We start from the raw sequence: 13325 nt of genomic DNA, 5'->3' as shown, positions 1-13325 counted from the left end.
CTGGTTCGTGGTATCGGCCGTGAAGACGTTGAGCGCGGTCAGGTTCTCTGCAAGCCGGGTTCGGTTAAGCCGCACACCAAGTTCAAGGCAGAAGCTTACATTCTGACCAAGGACGAAGGTGGCCGTCATACGCCGTTCTTCACCAACTACCGCCCGCAGTTCTACTTCCGTACGACTGACGTGACCGGTGTTGTGACCCTGCCGGAAGGCACGGAAATGGTTATGCCAGGCGACAACGTCACCGTTGACGTTACGCTGATCGTCCCGATCGCCATGGAAGAGAAGCTCCGCTTCGCTATCCGTGAAGGTGGCCGCACCGTCGGTGCAGGCATCGTCGCTTCGATCATCGAGTAATTAAGGTTTGTGCAGGAGCGTCTCTCCGGAGACGCTCCGCGTAACAAGGAACAGATGAAATGAACGGTCAAAACATCCGCATTCGCCTTAAGGCGTTTGATCATCGGATCCTTGACGCTTCGACGCGGGAAATCGTGTCGACTGCCAAGCGTACCGGTGCAAATGTGCGCGGACCGATCCCGCTTCCTACGCGGATCGAAAAGTTCACAGTTAACCGGTCGCCGCACATCGACAAGAAGAGCCGCGAGCAGTTCGAGATGCGCACGCACAAGCGTCTTCTCGATATCGTTGACCCGACCCCGCAGACTGTTGACGCGCTGATGAAGCTCGATCTGTCCGCAGGTGTCGATGTCGAGATCAAGCTTTAATCGGCTTGAGGACGGAAGGAACGAACCCGATGCGTTCAGGTGTTATTGCACAGAAGCTGGGCATGACCCGCGTCTATAACGACGCCGGCGAGCATGTGCCGGTGACGGTTCTCCGCATGGAGAATTGCCACGTGGTAGCTCAGCGTACAGTTGAAAAGAATGGTTACACGGCTGTTCAGCTTGGCGTTGGTATCGCCAAGGTAAAGAACACGTCCAAGGCTATGCGCGGTCATTTCGCGAAGGCCGAGGTCGAGCCCAAGGCGAAGCTTGCGGAATTCCGCGTTTCTCCGGACAACCTCCTCGAAGTCGGCGCGGAAATCACCGCCGAACACTTCGTCGCCGGCCAGAAGGTCGACGTGACGGGTACTTCGATCGGTAAAGGTTTTGCCGGTGTTATGAAGCGTCACAATTTTGCTGGTCATCGTGCCTCCCACGGTAACTCCGTTACCCACCGCGCTCACGGCTCGACCGGTCAGCGTCAGGACCCGGGTAAGGTGTTCAAGGGCAAGAAGATGGCTGGTCATATGGGCCAGACCCGCGTGACCACGCAGAATATTGAAGTTGTCTCGACGGACACTGATCGTGGCCTCATTCTGGTCCGCGGCGCGGTTCCGGGCTCCAAGGGCGCCTGGATCATCGTCCGCGACGCAGTCAAGGTCTCGCTGCCAGAAAGCGCGCCGAAGCCGGCCGCTCTGCGTGCAGGTGCCGCCAAGGCTGAAGTCGCCGCGACTGAGGGAGCCGAATAATGGATCTCACGATTACAACTCTTGAAGGCAAGGATGCCGGCAAGGTCAAGCTGAACGAAGATATCTTCGGCCTCGACCCGCGTGACGACATTCTTCAGCGCGTTGTGCGCTGGCAGCTGGCTCGCCGCCAGCAGGGCTCCCATCAGGCTCAGGGCCGTGGCGACGTAAGCCGCACCGGCGCGAAGATGTACAAGCAGAAGGGTACGGGTCGCGCTCGTCACCATTCGGCTCGCGCTCCGCAGTTCCGCGGTGGTGGTCAGGCTCACGGACCAGTTGTCCGTAGCCATGAACACGACCTGCCGAAGAAGGTTCGCGCTCTTGGCCTGCGTCATGCTCTTTCCGCCAAGGCAAAGGCATCCGACCTGATCATCATCGATGATCTGGCGGCTTCCGAAGCCAAGACGAAGCAGCTTGTTTCTCAGTTCGCCAAGCTCGGTCTGGAAAATGCACTCCTCATCGGTGGTGCAGAGATCGACGTGAACTTCCAGCGTGCGGCTTCGAACATCCCGAACATCGACGTTCTGCCAGTGCAGGGCATCAATGTTTACGACATTCTTCGCCGTGGCAAGCTCGTGCTTTCCAAGGCGGCTGTCGAAGCCCTCGAGGAGCGTTTCAAATGACTGATCTTCGCCATTACGACGTGATCGTCAGCCCGGTTATCACCGAGAAGTCTACTCTGGTTTCTGAACACAACCAGGTCGTCTTCAACGTAGCCCGCAAGGCAACGAAGCCGGAAATCAAGGCTGCAGTCGAAGCGCTGTTCGGCGTCAAGGTTACCGCAGTCAACACTGCAGTGCGCAAAGGTAAGGTCAAGCGGTTCCGCGGCATTATCGGGCGCCAGAGCGACGTCAAGAAAGCGATCGTTACTTTGGCTGAAGGCCAGAGCATCGACGTTTCGACCGGTCTCTGAGAGGCCATGGAGTAAGAGACAATGGCACTCAAGCATTTTAATCCGACCACGCCGAGCCAGCGTCAGCTGGTCATCGTGGATCGCTCGGAACTCTACAAGGGCAAGCCGGTCAAGTCCCTGACCGAAGGTCTGTCCAAGAAGGGTGGCCGTAACAACACCGGTCGTATCACCGTTCGCTTTCAGGGCGGTGGTCACAAGCGTTCGTACCGCTTCATCGACTTCAAGCGTCGCAAGCTTGACGTCGTCGGCACCGTCGAACGCCTGGAATACGATCCGAACCGCACCGCGTTCATCGCGCTGATCCGTTACGAAGACGGCGAACTCGCATACATCCTGGCTCCGCAGCGCCTTGCTGTTGGCGACAAGGTTGTTGCTGGTAACTCCGTTGACGTTAAGCCGGGCAACGCAATGCCGCTCGCTTCGATGCCAGTTGGCACGATCGTCCACAACGTCGAACTGAAGCCTGGTAAGGGCGGTCAGATCGCTCGTTCGGCTGGCACCTACGCCCAGCTCGTCGGTCGCGACCAGGGCATGGCGATCCTGCGCCTCAACTCTGGTGAACAGCGTCTGGTTTCCGGCGCCTGCTTCGCTTCGGTTGGTGCAGTTTCGAACCCGGATCACGGCAATATCAACGACGGCAAGGCCGGTCGTTCGGTATGGCGTGGCAAGCGTCCGCACGTTCGCGGTGTTGCAATGAACCCGGTCGATCACCCGCATGGTGGTGGTGAAGGTCGTACCTCGGGTGGTCGTCACCCTGTCACTCCGTGGGGCAAGCCTACGAAGGGCAAGAAGACGCGCTCGAACAAGGCGACTGACAAGTTCATCATGCGTTCGCGCCATCAGCGCAAGAAGTAAGAGAGGTAGTCTGAAGTGGCTCGTTCAGTTTGGAAAGGTCCGTTTGTCGACGGCTATCTTCTCAAGAAGGCTGAGAAGGTACGCGAAGGCGGTCGTAACGAAGTTATCAAGATGTGGAGCCGCCGCTCCACCATTCTGCCGCAGTTTGTCGGTCTGACTTTCGGCGTCTACAACGGTAACAAGCATGTGCCGGTGTCGATTTCGGAAGAAATGGTCGGACACAAGTTCGGTGAATTCGCGCCTACGCGTACCTACTACGGTCACGGCGCGGACAAGAAGGCAAAGAGGAAGTAACGATGGGCAAGGCCAAGGCTCCCCGCCAGCTTAAGGATAACGAGGCGAAAGCCGTCGCCCGTACGCTCCGCGTCAGCCCGCAGAAGCTTAACCTTGTCGCGAGCATGATTCGCGGCAAGAAAGTGAATGCGGCACTTGCCGATCTGACGTTCTCGCGCAAGCGGATCGCCGATACGGTTAAGAAGACGCTTGAGTCGGCGATTGCAAACGCTGAAAACAATCACGACCTCGACGTCGATGCTCTGATCGTCGCCGAAGCCTATGTCGGTAAGTCGATCGTCATGAAGCGCTTCCATGTCCGCGGACGTGGTAAGGCAAGCCGTATCGAGAAGCCGTTTTCGCATCTCACCATTGTTGTCCGCGAAGTCGCGGAAAAAGGGGAGGCCGCATAATGGGTCAGAAGATTAATCCGATCGGTCTTCGTCTCGGCATCAACCGCACCTGGGATTCGCGTTGGTACGCAAATACCGGTGAGTACGGCAAGCTGCTGCATGAAGATGTCAAGATCCGTGAGTTCCTCACCGAGGAACTCAAGCAGGCTGCGATTTCGAAGATCGTAATTGAGCGTCCGCACAAGAAGTGCCGCGTGACGATTCACTCGGCTCGTCCGGGCATCATCATCGGCAAGAAGGGTGCAGACATCGAAAAGCTCCGCAAGAAGCTTTCCGAGATGACCAATGCCGATACTTCGCTCAACATCGTTGAAGTTCGCAAGCCGGAAATCGACGCTACGCTGATCGCTCAATCGATCGCTCAGCAGCTCGAACGCCGTGTGGCATTCCGTCGCGCCATGAAGCGTTCCGTTCAGTCGGCAATGCGTCTTGGAGCCGAAGGTATCCGTATCAACTGCTCGGGTCGTCTGGGTGGCGCGGAAATCGCTCGCATGGAATGGTACCGTGAAGGTCGCGTTCCGCTTCATACTCTGCGCGCCGATATTGACTACGGCACAGCAGAAGCGAAGACCGCTTATGGTATCTGCGGCGTGAAGGTCTGGGTCTTCAAGGGCGAGATCCTTGAACACGATCCGATGGCTTCCGAACGTCGTGCGGTCGAGGGTGACAATCAGGGTTCCTCGTCGAACCGCCGCCGCGAAAACGCTTAAAAAGCGGGCCGCGGGCGAGAAATTTGGAGTAGAGAACAATGATGCAGCCTAAGCGCACCAAGTTCCGCAAGCAGTTCAAGGGCCGTATCCACGGCAACTCGAAAGGTGGCACGGATCTGAATTTCGGTGCTTTCGGTCTGAAGGCTCTCGAGCCGGAACGCGTCACCGCACGTCAGATCGAAGCGGCTCGCCGCGCGATCACCCGTCACATGAAACGTGCCGGTCGCGTGTGGATCCGCATCTTCCCTGACCTGCCGGTTACTTCGAAGCCTACCGAAGTCCGTATGGGTAAAGGTAAGGGTTCGGTTGACTACTGGGCATGCCGTGTGGCACCAGGTCGCGTAATGTTTGAGCTTGACGGCGTACCCGAAGATGTGGCACGCGAAGCCCTCAGACTCGGCGCAGCAAAGTTGCCGATCAAGACGCGCTTTATCCAGCGCATTGCTGAATAAGGAGAGGCAACTATGAAAGCCGCAGACGTTCGGGCGAAAAGCACCGATCAGATGAACGACGAGTTGGCCGCACTGAAGAAAGAACAGTTCAATCTGCGCTTTCAGAAGGCTACCGGCCAGCTCGAAAAGACCGCGCGCGTGAAGCAGGTTCGCCGCGACATCGCGCGTATTAAGACTATTGCCCGCCAGAAGGCGGCCGAAAGCAAGGCATAAGGAAAAAATATCATGCCTAAACGCGTTCTGCAGGGCGTTGTCGTCAGCGATAAGAACGACAAGACTGTTGTGGTTAAGGTTGAGCGTCGCTATTCGCATCCGCTCCTCCAGAAGACCGTGCGTCAGTCGAAGAAGTACAAGGCGCATGACGAAAACAACCAGTTCAAGGTTGGTGATTCCGTTTCCATTCAGGAATCGGCTCCGATCTCGAAGGACAAACGCTGGATCGTTCTGACGAACGAAGCAGCGGGCTAAATTACAAACACGCAGCTTAGGTAGGGCAGGAGCCCTTAACCAGCTGAAGGAAAAGAAGGCGGCCAGTCATGATTCAGATGCAAACAAACCTCGACGTGGCGGATAACTCCGGCGCACGTCGTGTCATGTGCATCAAGGTGCTGGGCGGCTCGAAGCGGCGTTATGCTTCCGTTGGCGACATCATTGTGGTGTCGATCAAGGAAGCTATTCCGCGCGGCCGCGTCAAGAAGGGTGACGTGATGAAGGCGGTTGTTGTACGCACCGCCAAGGACATCCGTCGTCCGGACGGCAGCGTAATTCGTTTTGATAACAACGCAGCTGTTCTCATCGATAACAAGAAAGAGCCTATCGGCACGCGTATCTTCGGACCGGTTCCGCGCGAACTTCGCGCAAAGAACCACATGAAGATCATCTCGCTGGCTCCGGAAGTTCTGTAAGGAAGCACAACGATGCAAAAGATTCGCAAAGGCGACAGCGTTGTCGTGCTGTCCGGTAAGGACAAGGGCCGTAAGGGCGAGGTCCTTAAGGTTATGCCTAAGGACGAGCAGGCGCTCGTACGCGGCATTAATATTGTGAAGCGTCATCAGCGCCAGACCCAGACCCAGGAAGCCGGCATTATCTCCAAGGAAGCGCCGATCCACCTGTCCAACCTGGCAATTGTTGATCCCAAGGACGGCAAGCCGACCCGCGTCGGTTTCCGCGTTGAGGACGGCAAGAAGGTTCGTGTCGCAAAACGTTCTGGAGCGCTGATCGATGGCTGAAGCTAAGGCACTTCCACGCTTCAAGAAGCTTTATCAGGATAATATCCGTAAGGCTCTGCTTGAAGAGTTCAAATACGACAACGAGATGCAGATTCCACGCATCACCAAGGTTGTCCTCAATATGGGCGTTGGCGAAGCCACCGGCGATTCGAAGAAGCCGTCGGTAGCCGCAGAAGACCTCAGCCAGATTGCTGGCCAGAAGGCCGTCATCACGCGCGCCCGTAACTCGATCGCAACCTTCAAGTTGCGTGAAGACATGCCGATCGGCACGAAGGTCACCCTTCGCCAGGACCGCATGTATGAATTCCTTGATCGTCTGGTTACGATTGCTCTTCCTCGCGTTCGCGACTTCCGCGGCCTGAACCCGAAGAGCTTTGACGGACGTGGCAACTTCGCCATGGGCATCAAGGAGCACATCGTGTTCCCCGAAATCAACTACGATAAGGTTGATCAGATCTGGGGCATGGACATCATCGTTTGCACGACCGCCAAGACGGATGATGAAGCGCGCTCTCTTCTGCGTGCATTCAACTTCCCGTTTCGGCAGTAACGGCAAGCGTAGCGAGGTATAGATAACATGGCCAAGACTAGCGCAGTCGAAAAAAACAAGCGCCGCGAAAAGTTGGTTAAGCGTCATGCTGAAAAGCGTGCACGCCTGAAGGCGATCGTAATGGATCAGGGCCTTCCGCTGGAGGAGCGCTTCCGCGCCACTATCCGGCTTGCCGAACTGCCGCGCAATTCATCGAAGGTTCGTATTCGCAATCGTTGCGAAGTATCGGGCCGTCCGCGTGGTTATTACCGTAAACTGAAGATGTCGCGTATCGCGCTCCGTCAGTTGGGTTCGCTCGGTCAGATCCCGGGCATCGTCAAGTCGAGCTGGTAAGGAGTAGCATATGTCTGTGTCAGATCCTCTCGGCGATATGCTGACCCGTATCCGCAACGCAGTAGGCCGCAAGAAGACCAAGGTTACGACCCCGGCTTCGAAGCTGCGCGCTCGCGTTCTCGATGTTCTTCAGTCTGAAGGTTACATCCGCGGATATTCGCAGAGCGAATTCGTGAACGGCAAGGCCGAGATCGAAATCGAGCTGAAGTATTATGAAGGTGTTCCGGTTATCCGTGAGATCAGCCGCGTATCGAAGCCTGGTCGTCGCGTTTACGTGTCGGTCAAGTCGATCCCGCAGGTCGCGAACGGCCTCGGCATCTCGATCCTCTCCACGCCGAAGGGCGTAATGGCGGATCATGAAGCCCGTGAACAAAACGTTGGTGGTGAGCTGCTCTGCCGCATCTTCTGATGCGGTTGACAGCGAACAGATAAAAGACAGGTATAAAAATGTCTCGTATCGGTAAAAAACCCGTGCCGGTCCCGGCAGGCGTGACCGCCAGTGTTGATGGGCAGATCGTCAAGGCCAAGGGCGCGAAGGGGGAACTCTCCTTCGTCGTGCACGATGAAGTTCTGGTCAAGCTGGAAGACGGCGCTGTCAGCGTCGATCCGCGCGATCAGTCTAAGGAAGCTCGTTCGAAGTGGGGCATGTCCCGCACCATGATCTCCAACATTTTTGTTGGCGTGAAGGACGGCTTTGAAAAGAAGCTCGAAATCAGCGGCGTTGGTTACCGCGCTGCCATGCAGGGCAAGAACCTGCAGCTTTCGCTCGGCTTCAGCCACGAAGTGGTCTATGACGTGCCTGCTGGCATCACTGTTGCTGTACCGAAGCCGACGGAAATCGTCATCAACGGTATCGACAAGCAGCAGGTCGGTCAGGTCGCGGCTGAGATCCGCGAATATCGCGGCCCCGAGCCTTACAAGGGCAAGGGCGTCAAGTATGCGGGCGAGAAGATCGTTCGCAAAGAAGGCAAGAAGAAGTAAGGGAAGCGCGTCATGGCATCGCCAAAAGAAACTTTGCAGCGTCGCGCTGCTCGCGTGCGCCGTCAGCTCAAGTCTGCCGCCAACGGCCGACCACGCCTCAGCGTACATCGCTCTTCGAAGAACATCTACGCCCAGATCATCGACGACGTCCGCGGCGTTACGCTTGCGGCCGCTTCGACCCTCGATGGCGACCTCAAGGGCAAGCTCAAGACCGGTGCAGACCAGGCAGCAGCAGCTGCTGTCGGCAAGCTGGTTGCTGAGCGCGCCGTCAAGGCTGGCGTCAAGGACGTAGTGTTCGACCGTGGTGCATTCATTTTCCACGGCCGCGTGAAGGCTCTCGCCGAAGCTGCCCGCGAAAGCGGCCTCAGCTTCTAATAGAAGTTTGTGCTTCCGGAAAAGAAAAAAGGAAATCAGGATATGGCACAGAGAGAACGTAACCGCGAAGACCGCGGTCGCGAGGAGCGCGACAGCGAGTTCGTTGACAAGCTCGTTCACATCAACCGCGTTGCCAAGGTCGTCAAGGGCGGCCGTCGCTTCGGTTTTGCTGCTCTCGTCGTCGTTGGCGATCAGAAGGGCCGCGTAGGCTTCGGTCATGGCAAGGCACGTGAAGTGCCGGAAGCTATCCGTAAGGCTACCGAAGCTGCCAAGCGCGACATGATCTTCGTTCCGCTGCGTTCGGGTCGTACTCTGCATCATGACGTCGAAGGCCGTCATGGCGCTGGCAAGGTTCTGCTCCGTGCAGCTCCTGCCGGTAAGGGTATCATCGCCGGTGGTCCGATGCGTGCAGTGTTCGAAACGCTCGGCGTTCAGGACGTTGTTGCCAAGTCGCTCGGTTCGTCGAACCCGTACAACATGGTTCGCGCGACGTTTGATGCCCTCAAGCATCAGATGCATCCGAAGGATATCGCGGCACAGCGCGGCATCAAGTACTCGACCCTTCAGGCTCGCCGCCATGATGTGGTCGGTTCGGAAGAATAGCCGATAGTTTGTGTTAGTCCGGGGCCTGGCAGTTTCTGCAAGAAGTTGCATTCGATACTGAGCCGGGCCACCGGATACGCCATAGACAAAGGATTTGAGTGATGGCTGAGAAGAAGGGTAAGACGGTTACGGTCGAACAGATCGGAAGCCCTATCCGTCGTCCAGCCGAGCAGCGTGCAACGCTGATCGGTCTCGGACTTAACAAAATGCACCGCCGCCGCACGCTGGAGGATACTCCTTCGGTTCGTGGCATGATCGCCAAGGTTCAGCATCTCGTCCGTATCGTGGACGAGGCCTGATAACGCAGGGGATAGAGACATGAAACTCAACGATCTGCGTGACAAGCCAGGTTCCGTCAAGGCTCGCAAGCGCGTTGGCCGTGGTATCGGCTCGGGCACCGGCAAGACCGCTGGCCGCGGCGTCAAGGGTCAGAAGTCCCGTTCGGGCGTCGCGATCAATGGCTTCGAAGGCGGCCAGATGCCAATCTACCGCCGTCTGCCAAAGCGCGGCTTCACCAACATCTTCGCAAAGAGCTTCAACGTTGTGTCGCTCGGCCGTGTTCAGGCCGCTATCGACGCCGGCAAGCTGGATGCCAAGGCTGTTGTGAACCTCGAAGCGCTGAAGGCTGCTGGTGTGATTCGTCGCGCCAAGGACGGCGTTCGCATTCTTTCGGATGGCGAACTGAAGGCTAAGGTAACCTTTGAGGTTGCTGGTGCTTCCAAGTCGGCAGTCGAGAAAATCGAAAAGGCTGGCGGTAGCATCAAGCTTCCTGAAGCCGCAGCTGCCGAATAAGGCTTCTGCACTAAAATTATAAGCGGCGGCCCAGAGCGATTCCGGATAAATGCAATGCATTTTTCTATTTGGAATTGCGATAAAAACTGGGCCGCCGCTTGCACATTTATGCCAATGCGCATATCTGGGTTGGGTCTTCTTGTCCGTGAGGACGCGGGTTGAATAAACGCGTGTCGATAGGAGTAGGGGACCGGAGACTTTTCACCGGAGAAATTTAATGGCATCGGCTGCTGAACAGCTAGTTTCCAATCTCAATTTCTCGGCTTTTTCGAAAGCTGAAGAACTCAAGAAGCGCATCTGGTTTACTCTGGGCGCTTTGCTCGTATATCGGTTCGGCACCTATATTCCGCTTCCAGGAATCAATCCTGACGCTCTTGCGCAGGCTTTCCAGCAGCATAGCCAGGGTGTGCTCGGACTTTTCAACATGTTCGCCGGTGGCGCTGTTGGTCGTATGGCCATTTTCGCGCTCGGCATCATGCCTTACATCTCGGCCTCCATCATCGTGCAGCTCATGACGTCGGTTGTTCCGTCGCTTGAAGCGCTGAAGAAGGAAGGCGAGGCGGGCCGCAAGATCATCAATCAGTATACGCGTTACGGTACAGTGCTTCTCGCGCTTGTGCAGGCCTATGCCATTTCGGTTGGCTTGCAGTCGGGCAACGGCATCGTCATGAATCCGGGACCGTTCTTCATCGTTTCATCGGTGATTACGCTTGTTGGCGGCACCATGTTCCTGATGTGGCTCGGTGAGCAGATCACGGCGCGCGGTATCGGTAACGGTATTTCGCTGATCATCTTCTCGGGTATCGTTGCAAACCTTCCGCATGCCATTTCTGGCACGCTGGAACTGGGTCGCACCGGTGCTCTGTCGACGGGCCTCATTCTGGGCGTTATCGTGCTCGCAATCGCTCTGATCGCGGTCATCGTGTTCGTCGAGCGTGCGCAGCGCCGCCTGCTGATCCAGTATCCGAAGCGTCAGGTTGGCAATCGCATGTTCCAGGGCGATACTTCGCACCTGCCGCTGAAGCTCAATACCGCAGGCGTGATTCCGCCGATCTTCGCATCGTCGCTACTGCTGCTGCCTGCGACTGTTGCCGGCTTTGCCAACACGACGGAAATGCCTTCCTGGGCAACCACGATTCTCAACGCGTTGGGCCATGGACAGCCGCTTTACATGCTGTTCTACGCTGGCTTGATGGCGTTCTTCTGCTTCTTCTATACGGCCATCGTGTTCAATCCCAAGGACACGGCTGACCAGCTCAAGAAGCATTCCGGCTTCATCCCGGGCATTCGCCCCGGTGAACGGACTGCCGAATATATAGACTATGTGTTGACCCGCATCACGGTTGTCGGCGCCATCTATATTATGCTTGTCTGTCTTCTGCCGGAATTCCTGATTTCCGCGACCGGCGTGCCATTCTATCTTGGTGGTACATCGCTGCTGATCGTTGTGAGCGTGACGCTCGATACGGTTGCGCAAGTTCAGGGACATCTTATCGCCCATCAGTATGAAGGGCTGATCAAGAAGTCCAAACTCAGAGGTGGGAAACGCAATAAATGAGACTGATACTTCTTGGGCCGCCCGGAGCAGGTAAGGGGACGCAGGCTGGACTTCTTACCAAGAAGCATGGAATTCCGCAGCTTTCGACTGGTGACATGCTGCGTTCGGCAGTCGCTCAGCAGAGCGAAGTCGGAAAGCGCGCCAAAGCAGTCATGGATGCCGGTCAGCTGGTATCCGACGAGATCGTCAACCAGATCGTGTCGGAGCGCATTGATGCTCCGGATTGCGCGAACGGTTTCATTCTCGACGGCTACCCGCGTACCGTTCCGCAAGCTGAAGCTCTTGGCGGAATGCTCGCAAACAAAGGCCTGAAGCTTGATGCTGTCATCGAGCTGAAGGTTGATGAGAATGCCTTGGTCAAGCGGATGGAGAGCCGCGTGGCCGAAACGATCGCCAAGGGCGGTCAGGTGCGTTCGGATGATAATCCGGAAGCTTTCCGCAAGCGTCTTGTCGAATATCGCGAAAAGACCGCACCGCTTTCGACCTACTATGCCGGGACTGGCGAATTGCGTGTCCTCAACGGTATGGCTCCGGTTGAAGAAGTTACCGCCGAAATCGAGAGAATTCTCGTTCCGGCATAAGGCTTTTCAAAGCCTTGGACTATCGCATCGGCCCAGAGATCGGGATCGGTTTTTGTAGAGCACGATGCGCTGATACAAACACGGGCAGAGAAACGCTTTGCGATTCTCTGCCCGTTTATTGCTTCCAGAAGTCGCTTTGATTGTCTGTCAGGCCGGTTTGATGGCTTTACGGACAGTTAAGAGTTGACTTTTTCGGGCGATTCCGTCAAAGACTGCGCCACTTCATTTGGTTTTGAATGGCAGGTAGCGGCGGAAATCGAAAAGAGGCCGATACCGGTCATTTTATGCTGTCTGGGGGATTAGTCTTTCAGGCGGAAGTGATTAACATTAAGGAGAACAGACGTGGCACGTATCGCTGGCGTCAACATCCCGACGAACAAGCGCGTTGTTATTGCGCTTCAGTACATCCACGGGATTGGACCGAAATTTGCTCGGGAAATCGTAACGAAGGTTGGCATTGCCGACGATCGTCGCGTTAACCAGCTGACGGATGCTGAAGTCCTTCAGATCCGCGAAGCAATCGATGCTGACTACCAGGTCGAAGGTGACCTGCGTCGTGAAGTTTCGATGAACATCAAGCGCCTGATGGACCTGGGTTGCTACCGCGGCCTGCGTCATCGTCGTTCGCTGCCGGTTCGCGGCCAGCGCACGCACACCAACGCACGCACCCGTAAGGGTCCGGCGAAGGCTATCGCAGGCAAGAAGAAGTAATTTCGACGGAACGTTTTCGTTCCGTCGGGCCTTTCCGGTGCGCCGGTTGGGTTTGATACTGGTCCTTTCTTGAGGACCGGTGTAGCCGCTGGAATTACGGCGGTGTAGAGATCGATTGAAAGGACTATCATGGCCAAGGAAGCCACGCGCGTTCGCCGTCGCGAGCGTAAAAACATCTCGTCGGGCGTTGCCCACGTAAATTCGACGTTCAACAACACCATGATCACTATCACGGATGCTCAGGGCAATGCTATTGCCTGGTCTTCCGCAGGTGCTCAGGGTTTCAAGGGTTCGCGTAAGTCGACCCCGTTCGCCGCACAGATCGCTGCCGAAGATTGCGCCAAGAAGGCTCAGGAACACGGCATGCGCTCCCTCGAAGTCGAGGTTTGCGGACCGGGCTCTGGCCGTGAATCCGCGCTGCGCGCCCTTCAGGCTGCCGGCTTTGTGATCACGTCGATCCGCGATGTTACGCCGATCCCGCACAACGGTTGCCGTCCGCGCAAGAAGCGCCGGGTCTAATCCTCGTTCACA

Annotated in this window: 26 protein-coding genes; all 26 read left to right on the top strand. The window is 56.6% G+C overall.

Annotated features, from left to right (window positions below):
* On the top strand, nucleotides 1-354 hold a 354-nt coding region (locus tag FHW00_RS22195), incomplete at its 5' end, for an EF-Tu C-terminal domain-related protein (protein ID WP_445558216.1).
* A gap of 59 nt (nucleotides 355-413) precedes the next feature.
* Nucleotides 414-722 (top strand): 30S ribosomal protein S10, encoded by a 309-nt coding sequence (rpsJ, locus tag FHW00_RS22190; protein ID WP_002964363.1) that lies wholly within the window; start codon nucleotides 414-416, stop codon nucleotides 720-722.
* A 29-nt stretch (nucleotides 723-751) separates the two neighbouring features.
* Nucleotides 752-1468: a 50S ribosomal protein L3 gene (rplC, locus tag FHW00_RS22185; protein ID WP_078340771.1), complete on the top strand. Its 717-nt coding sequence runs from the start codon at nucleotides 752-754 to the stop codon at nucleotides 1466-1468.
* Entirely contained in the window at nucleotides 1468-2088 is a 621-nt protein-coding gene (gene rplD / locus FHW00_RS22180; RefSeq protein ID WP_078340772.1) for a 50S ribosomal protein L4, read from the top strand. The genes rplC and rplD overlap by 1 nt, the downstream gene beginning before the upstream one ends.
* Complete coding sequence (locus tag FHW00_RS22175) at nucleotides 2085-2378, top strand: 50S ribosomal protein L23 (RefSeq protein WP_078340773.1); 294 nt, start codon at nucleotides 2085-2087, stop codon at nucleotides 2376-2378. Before rplD ends, FHW00_RS22175 begins: the two co-directional genes overlap by 4 nt.
* Before the next feature lie 21 nt (nucleotides 2379-2399).
* A complete protein-coding gene (gene rplB, locus FHW00_RS22170; RefSeq protein WP_113533596.1) occupies nucleotides 2400-3233 on the top strand; it encodes a 50S ribosomal protein L2 in 834 nt (277 codons plus the stop codon).
* Between the two features lie 15 nt (nucleotides 3234-3248).
* Nucleotides 3249-3527 carry a 30S ribosomal protein S19 gene (gene rpsS, locus FHW00_RS22165; protein ID WP_070997411.1) on the top strand — a complete coding sequence of 93 codons (279 nt, stop codon included), beginning with the start codon at nucleotides 3249-3251 and terminating at the stop codon, nucleotides 3525-3527.
* A gap of 2 nt (nucleotides 3528-3529) precedes the next feature.
* Complete coding sequence (gene rplV, locus FHW00_RS22160; protein WP_078340774.1) at nucleotides 3530-3919, top strand: 50S ribosomal protein L22; 390 nt, start codon at nucleotides 3530-3532, stop codon at nucleotides 3917-3919.
* Nucleotides 3919-4629, top strand: a complete 711-nt coding sequence (gene rpsC, locus FHW00_RS22155; RefSeq protein ID WP_078340775.1) for a 30S ribosomal protein S3 — start codon at nucleotides 3919-3921, stop codon at nucleotides 4627-4629. The genes rplV and rpsC overlap by 1 nt, the downstream gene beginning before the upstream one ends.
* Before the next feature lie 38 nt (nucleotides 4630-4667).
* On the top strand, nucleotides 4668-5081 hold the full coding sequence (gene rplP, locus FHW00_RS22150; RefSeq protein ID WP_002964355.1) for a 50S ribosomal protein L16: 414 nt from the start codon (nucleotides 4668-4670) through the stop codon (nucleotides 5079-5081).
* A gap of 12 nt (nucleotides 5082-5093) precedes the next feature.
* Nucleotides 5094-5294 carry a 50S ribosomal protein L29 gene (rpmC, locus tag FHW00_RS22145; RefSeq protein WP_078340776.1) on the top strand — a complete coding sequence of 67 codons (201 nt, stop codon included), beginning with the start codon at nucleotides 5094-5096 and terminating at the stop codon, nucleotides 5292-5294.
* 12 nt (nucleotides 5295-5306) lie between these two features.
* Nucleotides 5307-5549, top strand: a complete 243-nt coding sequence (gene rpsQ / locus FHW00_RS22140) for a 30S ribosomal protein S17 (RefSeq protein ID WP_078340777.1) — start codon at nucleotides 5307-5309, stop codon at nucleotides 5547-5549.
* Nucleotides 5550-5617: 68 nt separating this feature from the next.
* Nucleotides 5618-5986 (top strand): 50S ribosomal protein L14, encoded by a 369-nt coding sequence (rplN, locus tag FHW00_RS22135; protein WP_004683923.1) that lies wholly within the window; start codon nucleotides 5618-5620, stop codon nucleotides 5984-5986.
* Between the two features lie 12 nt (nucleotides 5987-5998).
* The gene (gene rplX, locus FHW00_RS22130; RefSeq protein WP_078340778.1) at nucleotides 5999-6310 is read left to right on the top strand and encodes a 50S ribosomal protein L24; all 312 of its coding nucleotides are present in this window, start codon (nucleotides 5999-6001) and stop codon (nucleotides 6308-6310) included.
* Nucleotides 6303-6860 (top strand): 50S ribosomal protein L5, encoded by a 558-nt coding sequence (gene rplE / locus FHW00_RS22125; RefSeq protein WP_078340779.1) that lies wholly within the window; start codon nucleotides 6303-6305, stop codon nucleotides 6858-6860. Before rplX ends, rplE begins: the two co-directional genes overlap by 8 nt.
* A 27-nt stretch (nucleotides 6861-6887) precedes the next feature.
* Nucleotides 6888-7193 (top strand): 30S ribosomal protein S14, encoded by a 306-nt coding sequence (rpsN, locus tag FHW00_RS22120; protein ID WP_078340780.1) that lies wholly within the window; start codon nucleotides 6888-6890, stop codon nucleotides 7191-7193.
* Nucleotides 7194-7203: 10 nt separating this feature from the next.
* Complete coding sequence (gene rpsH / locus FHW00_RS22115) at nucleotides 7204-7602, top strand: 30S ribosomal protein S8 (protein ID WP_078340781.1); 399 nt, start codon at nucleotides 7204-7206, stop codon at nucleotides 7600-7602.
* A 38-nt stretch (nucleotides 7603-7640) separates the two neighbouring features.
* Nucleotides 7641-8174, top strand: coding sequence for a 50S ribosomal protein L6 (gene rplF, locus FHW00_RS22110; RefSeq protein ID WP_078340782.1), 534 nt, complete (start codon nucleotides 7641-7643; stop codon nucleotides 8172-8174).
* Nucleotides 8175-8186: 12 nt separating this feature from the next.
* On the top strand, nucleotides 8187-8549 hold the full coding sequence (rplR, locus tag FHW00_RS22105) for a 50S ribosomal protein L18 (protein WP_078340783.1): 363 nt from the start codon (nucleotides 8187-8189) through the stop codon (nucleotides 8547-8549).
* 42 nt (nucleotides 8550-8591) lie between these two features.
* Complete coding sequence (rpsE, locus tag FHW00_RS22100; protein WP_006467009.1) at nucleotides 8592-9152, top strand: 30S ribosomal protein S5; 561 nt, start codon at nucleotides 8592-8594, stop codon at nucleotides 9150-9152.
* Between the two features lie 101 nt (nucleotides 9153-9253).
* Nucleotides 9254-9451 (top strand): 50S ribosomal protein L30, encoded by a 198-nt coding sequence (gene rpmD / locus FHW00_RS22095; RefSeq protein ID WP_078340784.1) that lies wholly within the window; start codon nucleotides 9254-9256, stop codon nucleotides 9449-9451.
* Between the two features lie 19 nt (nucleotides 9452-9470).
* On the top strand, nucleotides 9471-9944 hold the full coding sequence (rplO, locus tag FHW00_RS22090) for a 50S ribosomal protein L15 (protein ID WP_078340785.1): 474 nt from the start codon (nucleotides 9471-9473) through the stop codon (nucleotides 9942-9944).
* Between the two features lie 217 nt (nucleotides 9945-10161).
* The gene (gene secY, locus FHW00_RS22085) at nucleotides 10162-11502 is read left to right on the top strand and encodes a preprotein translocase subunit SecY (RefSeq protein WP_078340786.1); all 1341 of its coding nucleotides are present in this window, start codon (nucleotides 10162-10164) and stop codon (nucleotides 11500-11502) included.
* Complete coding sequence (locus tag FHW00_RS22080) at nucleotides 11499-12083, top strand: adenylate kinase (protein ID WP_078340787.1); 585 nt, start codon at nucleotides 11499-11501, stop codon at nucleotides 12081-12083. Before secY ends, FHW00_RS22080 begins: the two co-directional genes overlap by 4 nt.
* A 342-nt stretch (nucleotides 12084-12425) precedes the next feature.
* Nucleotides 12426-12794: a 30S ribosomal protein S13 gene (gene rpsM / locus FHW00_RS22075; protein ID WP_078340788.1), complete on the top strand. Its 369-nt coding sequence runs from the start codon at nucleotides 12426-12428 to the stop codon at nucleotides 12792-12794.
* A gap of 129 nt (nucleotides 12795-12923) precedes the next feature.
* Nucleotides 12924-13313: a 30S ribosomal protein S11 gene (gene rpsK / locus FHW00_RS22070; protein ID WP_002964339.1), complete on the top strand. Its 390-nt coding sequence runs from the start codon at nucleotides 12924-12926 to the stop codon at nucleotides 13311-13313.
* Nucleotides 13314-13325 lie beyond the last annotated feature (12 nt).

It is taken from the genome of Ochrobactrum sp. P6BSIII (genome assembly GCF_014138065.1).
GTDB lineage: Bacteria > Pseudomonadota > Alphaproteobacteria > Rhizobiales > Rhizobiaceae > Brucella.
Note: the sequence above shows the minus strand (reverse complement) of the source record. Positions and strands in the feature narration are given on the sequence as shown.

Coding starts and splice junctions, on each gene's coding strand:
- rpsJ (WP_002964363.1), top strand. CDS start 414: ATGAACGGTCAAAACATCCGCATTCGCCTTAAGGCGTTTGATCATCGG.
- rplC (WP_078340771.1), top strand. CDS start 752: ATGCGTTCAGGTGTTATTGCACAGAAGCTGGGCATGACCCGCGTCTAT.
- rplD (WP_078340772.1), top strand. CDS start 1,468: ATGGATCTCACGATTACAACTCTTGAAGGCAAGGATGCCGGCAAGGTC.
- FHW00_RS22175 (WP_078340773.1), top strand. CDS start 2,085: ATGACTGATCTTCGCCATTACGACGTGATCGTCAGCCCGGTTATCACC.
- rplB (WP_113533596.1), top strand. CDS start 2,400: ATGGCACTCAAGCATTTTAATCCGACCACGCCGAGCCAGCGTCAGCTG.
- rplV (WP_078340774.1), top strand. CDS start 3,530: ATGGGCAAGGCCAAGGCTCCCCGCCAGCTTAAGGATAACGAGGCGAAA.
- rpsC (WP_078340775.1), top strand. CDS start 3,919: ATGGGTCAGAAGATTAATCCGATCGGTCTTCGTCTCGGCATCAACCGC.
- rplP (WP_002964355.1), top strand. CDS start 4,668: ATGATGCAGCCTAAGCGCACCAAGTTCCGCAAGCAGTTCAAGGGCCGT.
- rpmC (WP_078340776.1), top strand. CDS start 5,094: ATGAAAGCCGCAGACGTTCGGGCGAAAAGCACCGATCAGATGAACGAC.
- rpsQ (WP_078340777.1), top strand. CDS start 5,307: ATGCCTAAACGCGTTCTGCAGGGCGTTGTCGTCAGCGATAAGAACGAC.
- rplN (WP_004683923.1), top strand. CDS start 5,618: ATGATTCAGATGCAAACAAACCTCGACGTGGCGGATAACTCCGGCGCA.
- rplX (WP_078340778.1), top strand. CDS start 5,999: ATGCAAAAGATTCGCAAAGGCGACAGCGTTGTCGTGCTGTCCGGTAAG.
- rplE (WP_078340779.1), top strand. CDS start 6,303: ATGGCTGAAGCTAAGGCACTTCCACGCTTCAAGAAGCTTTATCAGGAT.
- rpsN (WP_078340780.1), top strand. CDS start 6,888: ATGGCCAAGACTAGCGCAGTCGAAAAAAACAAGCGCCGCGAAAAGTTG.
- rpsH (WP_078340781.1), top strand. CDS start 7,204: ATGTCTGTGTCAGATCCTCTCGGCGATATGCTGACCCGTATCCGCAAC.
- rplF (WP_078340782.1), top strand. CDS start 7,641: ATGTCTCGTATCGGTAAAAAACCCGTGCCGGTCCCGGCAGGCGTGACC.
- rplR (WP_078340783.1), top strand. CDS start 8,187: ATGGCATCGCCAAAAGAAACTTTGCAGCGTCGCGCTGCTCGCGTGCGC.
- rpsE (WP_006467009.1), top strand. CDS start 8,592: ATGGCACAGAGAGAACGTAACCGCGAAGACCGCGGTCGCGAGGAGCGC.
- rpmD (WP_078340784.1), top strand. CDS start 9,254: ATGGCTGAGAAGAAGGGTAAGACGGTTACGGTCGAACAGATCGGAAGC.
- rplO (WP_078340785.1), top strand. CDS start 9,471: ATGAAACTCAACGATCTGCGTGACAAGCCAGGTTCCGTCAAGGCTCGC.
- secY (WP_078340786.1), top strand. CDS start 10,162: ATGGCATCGGCTGCTGAACAGCTAGTTTCCAATCTCAATTTCTCGGCT.
- FHW00_RS22080 (WP_078340787.1), top strand. CDS start 11,499: ATGAGACTGATACTTCTTGGGCCGCCCGGAGCAGGTAAGGGGACGCAG.
- rpsK (WP_002964339.1), top strand. CDS start 12,924: ATGGCCAAGGAAGCCACGCGCGTTCGCCGTCGCGAGCGTAAAAACATC.